The 6312-nt window shown below is 36.5% G+C and carries 4 protein-coding genes; 2 read left to right on the top strand and 2 right to left on the bottom strand.

Going from position 1 to position 6312, the window contains the following annotated elements:
* Positions 1–1916: NACHT domain-containing protein (locus VE944_RS26075; protein WP_324983992.1), on the bottom strand; the 1916-nt coding region annotated here is incomplete at its 3' end.
* A 226-nt stretch (positions 1917–2142) separates the two neighbouring features.
* The gene (locus tag VE944_RS26070) at positions 2143–4305 is read right to left on the bottom strand and encodes an NACHT domain-containing protein (protein ID WP_324983990.1); all 2163 of its coding nucleotides are present in this window, start codon (positions 4303–4305) and stop codon (positions 2143–2145) included.
* A 215-nt stretch (positions 4306–4520) separates the two neighbouring features.
* On the opposite strand from VE944_RS26070, the gene VE944_RS26065 reads away from it, so the two are divergent.
* Together VE944_RS26065 and VE944_RS26060 are read left to right on the top strand one after the other, a co-directional pair.
* Positions 4521–5288, top strand: coding sequence for a Uma2 family endonuclease (locus VE944_RS26065; RefSeq protein WP_324983987.1), 768 nt, complete (start codon positions 4521–4523; stop codon positions 5286–5288).
* Between the two features lie 158 nt (positions 5289–5446).
* A complete protein-coding gene (locus VE944_RS26060; protein ID WP_324983984.1) occupies positions 5447–6301 on the top strand; it encodes a bifunctional class I SAM-dependent methyltransferase/HIT family protein in 855 nt (284 codons plus the stop codon).
* Positions 6302–6312: the final 11 nt, after the last annotated feature.

Genomic DNA, 6312 nt, shown 5'->3' with positions numbered 1-6312 from the left:
AGAAACTCAATTGTAATACTGCGTTCCTTCTCAAACTGCCAGACATACTCCCAAGCACAGAAATATTCTAAAAATGTCCGATGCACAAAGGCATAGTAATCTGCACCCAAGAAACATAAAATAAAATTGCGCTCTCGGAGTTGCTCAATGATCAATTGGGCTATTTTTTGTCCTTGATGAACTTCTATACTATATAAATAGTCAATTAAAATATTTTCTAAATCATCCTTATTAATCAAGTTGCCTGCTAAACCTTTTTCACTGGTTTGCATCCTGTAAGCAACTTGACGTAACATCCCTTGTTTATCTTTATAATCAATAGTCGCCGATTCTACCTGAATCAAAAGTTTTTCTAAATCCCATTGCTGCAACAGCACTCGTGACGCTTGGCTATAGAGTTCTGATCTATCTCTTGGTAGTTCTTGATTGCGATTGAGAATTGCCATCATTGTTAGCAGCAAAGGATTAACAGCAAGTTGGCGAATTGCTGGATAATCTTGAATTGCTCTTTCTAAGCGTTCTTTTTTTCTTTGCTTTTCTAAGGGGTCACTAAAAGCAAAATTGTGCCAACGGTTAATAAACTCCTGAATCTGTTCTAGTTCTAAATCTTGCAGCATAAAATGCCGAAAGCTAATATCTCGCAATCTTTGAGGCTGATAACCAATGACGCGAGAAGTCACTAGCACTCGTACTAAGGGATAGTTATGAGTGAAATTAATAATATCTGTAATAGCTTTTTCTCGTTTACTTGGTTCAAATACCTCATCTAACCCATCAAACATTACAAATGCCTTGCCAGTTTTGAGCAAACTATCAAGTTGATATTGATTCAGAGAACAAATAAACCCGCTTCCTTGCTGAAAAAACTCTAGAAAATCCCGGCATTCTTGATTATCTCGACTTCGTACATAAGTGCGGAGTTCAATCAGCAAGGGAATTGATAATGATGATATATCCTGAATTGGAGTTTCTGCCCATTGTAATGTTAAATATTGCAATAAACTAGACTTACCAGAACCAGGATCGCCTAAAATTACTAAATATTTGCCAGTTTGTGATTCGTCAATTACTTCTAATACAGAACGGCTAGATTGTTGAGCGTAAGACCTTTTGTATTGTTCTAAAATTTCTGGCTGAATATCAAAATCTTCTTCGACTTGTCCACTTCTTTGAAGCCGTTCCAGATGTTCTTTGGGTAACTCATAAACTTGTGGTAAGGCTTCATTCACCTCACGCACATTTTGAGCTACAAACATATTCCATAACTTTAAGCTGTAACTGTAACCTGAAGTATCAAAGGAATCGAGCCTCAAATGTCCATAAACTTTTTGAATTTCTGCACGATAACGCATCAATTCAAAATCAGGTACAATCCCAGCAATTTCTTGGATGTTTTGCTGGATGACTGCAATATTTTGAGCATTTAGGATGAAATCTAATTCATCGGATTCTCGCAGAATTGCCTTAATTTTTTTAGTATATCGTCTGGTTAAACTTTGCCAGTTAAAATCAGCAGGTAGCGGAAGTAATTTTAATTCATCCCAAATTGCAGCTAAAGTATCAGCATCGGGTATCGCATCTGGTAAAAATGGCTTTCCTAATTCCAATAATGCAGCTTCTTGATGAATGAACTGCTGTAACGAGTCAATATACTGCTTGAGTTCTGCTTCAGACAATTCTGCATCTTCTAATTGCTGCTGAACCTGCAACAAAAATTCTTTCAAAGCTTGGCCAAAAACAATTTCTAACCTTTCTTTCTGTCGAATTCCTATATCAGAAGGAAAATTTCGCAGAATTTGAGCGAAAAAGTTTTGGGTATATTTTTTTAAATCTTCTCGCGCCAGTTTCTCTAGGAGAGTCTTAAAGACAAACCCGAATGCATTTGTGACTCCCCAAACAACTAGCCAGTCTAGCATCAATAGCCTAACTCCATATCTCTAACTCTATTTTAGAGGATGTTTGAAAAGTCCTCTTGTTGGTAGCAAAACGTTATCGATCCCCCCAACCCCCCTTAAAAAGCAGGGCTTTAATTCCGGTTCCCCCCTTTTTAAGGCTAGGAGGGATTTGAAAGTGTCTAAAGTCACAGTAAAATACTTTTCAAACAACCTATTACTGAGCTAACGCTTGCAACCACAGTAATGTTTACGAGTCATCTTTCCAAGTATCTTTAATAATCCCAATAGCCCTTTGACGCACTTCATCTGTAACCTCTGGTTGAGTTTTAAGCAAATTTTTAATTTTGTCAAGCAGTCTTTGGTCTGTTTCTCTAATCAAAGAACGAGTTCTCAGATTTTGCAGACATTCTGCTGCAAGCAATAAATTCTCAAAACCATGTTCTTGTCCATTTTGTTCTGCTAAACAATCTATAAGTTCCGCAGCAAACCTTTGATGAATTTTGCCAGTAATTAAAATGATCACCTCACGCCAAGCCGCATCTGTCCATCGTTGAACAAAAACTCTTTGTTTCAGTTCATCCAAAGATATAGTACGTTCATGTTCATATTCGCAAATAAAATGCGAAGCACAAAAATATTCTAAAAAAGTTCGATGCACAAAGCCATAAGTATCTCCTCCGAGAAAACACAATATAAAACTACGATTTGTTAGCTGTTCGCGTAATGACTTAGCTTGTAAATAAGGTTCATTAATTTCTTTAGCTTTTAAATATTCAGTCAGAATTGTTTCTAACGCATTTTTACTGATAACTAAACTATTGCCGATAAAATTTGCATCTGATTGCATTTTGTAAGCAATTTTACGCAACATTTCTTTTTTGTCGTAATATTCTAATCTGGTCTGGTCTGGTAGATATTTTCTCTCTGCATCCCACTTGTGCAATAACACCTCTGATGCGTGTTCATAAAGAGTTGCTCTATCCCTTGGCAATTCCTCATGTCGATTCAAAATTGCCATCATTGTCAGCAGCAGAGGATTACCCGCTAATTCTCTAAATGTGCGAGAATTTTCGATACACTTTAATAAGCGATCGCGTTTTGTATTTCCTTCATGTTGATCTGCAAAAGCTAATTTATGCCATTGAGTAATAAATCCCTCAATTTGCTCCTGTTCTAAATCTTGCAACATGAAGTGACGAAAATTTGCATCTCTAAATCGATGACGCTGCTGCTCGTAACCAACTACCCTAGATGTAACTAAAACTCGTGCTTTGTCATAGGTTGTAACAAAGTTAATAATATCAATAACCACATTTTCCCTTTCTCCTGGTTCGAGTACCTCATCCAAGCCATCAAATATCACCATTGTTTGCTGAGTTTTCAGCCATTGTTCTAATTCTTTTTGATTAAGAGTTCCGCCAAGTACACCACTTGCTCTCTCGAAATACTCCAAAAAATTGTGGCATTGCGAATTTTTACGATTTTCAATATAGTTGCGTAATTCAATCAATAAGGGTAATTCTTGGATGTTTAAGGAATTAATTGTTGTCCTTGCCCATTCTAATGCCCTATATTGGGCTAGAGTAGATTTACCAGAACCAGGATTTCCTAATATAACAGTGTACTTATAATTTTTTTTCGAGTCATTAAGTATATTCAAAACTGAAACGTTAGTTGCTGGTGTCGCTAACTGCTCACATACATTTTGCGGCACAAATATATTCCATAAATCGAGGCTGTAATTACATCCGCTAGTGTCCAAACTTTCCAGCCTGAGTTTGCTATAAGCAGTAAGCAACCCTAATTGATAACGATGGAAATCAAAATCTGGTAAAACAGGGGTAAGTTGTTCTAAACTTTCTCGCATTCTTGACAGATTTTGTGAATCTAATAGTTTCCTTAATTCGTCAGAATCTTGTAAGATATAATCGATTTTTTTAACATATCGTTTGATAAGCTGCTGCCAATTAAAATCTGCTGGTAAAGTTCTTAAATTAAGATTATTCCAAGCCTGTATTAGTATTCCAGCATCAATAGTTTGATTATCAATTTCTGATGTAGTAACCCCTAATGCTTTTTGAAAAGGTTTACCCAGTTGTTTAAGAACGTCTGCATTAAGAACAAAATTATCTAATGAAGCTTGATAACTATTGATTTCATCTCCTTCGATTTCATTATCTTCTAGTTCCTGCTGTACCAATCCTAAAAATTCTTTCAGAGCTTTACCGAAAGCATTCTTCAAAGAAATTTCTTTAGCTAGATCAACTTTGTCTTTAATACAAACACTAAAGAAATCTTTAACGTAATCTTCTAAAGCATCTATAGCTAAATTCGCAATTTTTTCTAGAATTGGTTTAAAAATAAAACCTGCGACGTTAGCAACACCCCAAGCGATTAAAAACTCTAGCATCTAAATTTTTTTAGCTAAGTTTAACAAAATATCTCAGAAGTATAATATATTACTAAGAATATTTTGGATAAATTTTTATGTTTTTTTAAGGTTAGCGATCGCTGAAAACTATAATTAACACGAACATTTTTTTTACCTTTAAGCTTAAAAGCACTACTGACCGAAGATTTGTTAAAAATAATTATATACTGTGCATGGATATTAGGAGTAATTTTATGGTTCTACAAGTTAACCCCATCCAAAAAGAACCAATTGTTACTTGGGAAGCACTTCCAGCCGACTTCATTTTACCAGACGATCCAGTGGAAAATATTCAACAACCCGCGATCGCTGCTGCGCTTACCGATGGTTTGGGAAGCACAGCACGCATCCAACCCCAGATGCTGATTGGCTCTAATTTTGGTCTTGTAGCCACAGTCAACAAAAAAATTGTCGTTAAAGCCCCAGATTGGTTTTACGTACCTCAAGTACAGTCTGTGGGAACAAATGTAGTTCGTCGCAGCTATACCCCCAATTTAGAAGGCGCTGCTGTCGCTGTAGTGATGGAATTTCTCTCAGACACAGAAGGTGGAGAACTATCAGTCCGCTCAACTCCACCCTACGGTAAACTCTATTATTACGAAAAGATTCTCCAAGTTCCCACCTACGTAACCTACGATCCTTACGAACCCAGTCTAGAAATACGGTGCTTACAAAATGGACAATATACTTTGCAGCAAGCAGACGCTAATGGACGTTACTGGATTCCTGAGTTAGAGTTATTTCTCGGAATTTGGCAAGGTGAAAGATTATGCCAAACTATGAATTGGCTGCGCTGGTGGGATACAGAAGGAAATTTGCTGTTATGGAGTAGCGAACAAGCCCAACAAGAACGCCAACGTGCTGAACAAGAACGCCAACGTGCTGAACAGGAACGCCGACGTGCTGATATATTAGCAGCTAAGTTACGTGAGCTAGGTATTGACCCTGATGCGACGCCGTAAGCGTTGCGTTAGCGAGTCTTCTCCCTTTGCGCTAGCCTCTCCCTTTGGGAGAAGGGGAGACGCCAAGGGCGGACGAGCGTCATAGCCCTTCGTAGACATCGCATAAACTCAAGGGATGCTGGGAATAATAATTTTGGGACATCAGCACCAAAAATTCCATGAAACAGCAAAAAAATCAATTCAGCTATCTTACTGCGATCGAAAGAAATTATCTATCATTTCCTGCACAGCTTTTATTAAATCAAAACCTTTTACAAGGCAAAATACTAGACTTTGGTTGTGGCTTTGGTAATGATGTTAAAATATTGCGCCAAAAAGGTTGTGATATTACAGGCTATGATCCTTATTATTGTCCAGAATATCCTGATAATAAATTCGATACAATAATTTGCTTTTATGTTTTAAATGTTTTATTTCCTGAAGGACAAGCTAATGTTCTTATGGAAATATCACATTTGTTAAAACCAGGAGGTAAAGCTTATTACGCTATAAGAAGGGATATCAAAAAAGAAGGTTTTAGAGAGCATTATATCCATAAAAAACCAACATATCAATGCATTGTCAAACTTCCCTTTCCTTCAATTTTCTTAGATGAACATCGGGAACTATATGAGTATGTTCACTATAACCATCAGCGAAATTCATCTAATTATTGTATATTTTGTAATCCTCGTAAAAATCTAAACTTATTAACTGAATCAGCAAGTGCTTACGCTATCTTTGATGGCTATCCTATAAGTAAAGGACATATTTTAATTATTCCTAAACGTCATGTTAGCAATTATTTTGAGCTACCATTTAAAGAACAATCCGCTTGCTGGTTTATGGTGAACAAAGTACAAGAAATTCTCAAAGCAGAATTTCAACCTGATGGCTTTAATGTAGGAATAAATATCAATCGAGCCGCAGGTCAAAATATTATGCACGCCAGTATTCATATTATCCCTCGCTACAAAGGTGATACTGTCTCTAATAAAAGTGGAATCAGGAACGTTATTCCTAAAAAACAATAGTTTTTCTCTAA

Source organism: Nostoc sp. (assembly GCF_035638895.1).
GTDB lineage: Bacteria > Cyanobacteriota > Cyanobacteriia > Cyanobacteriales > Nostocaceae > Nostoc.
This window is presented reverse-complemented; position numbering and strand designations above follow the sequence as displayed.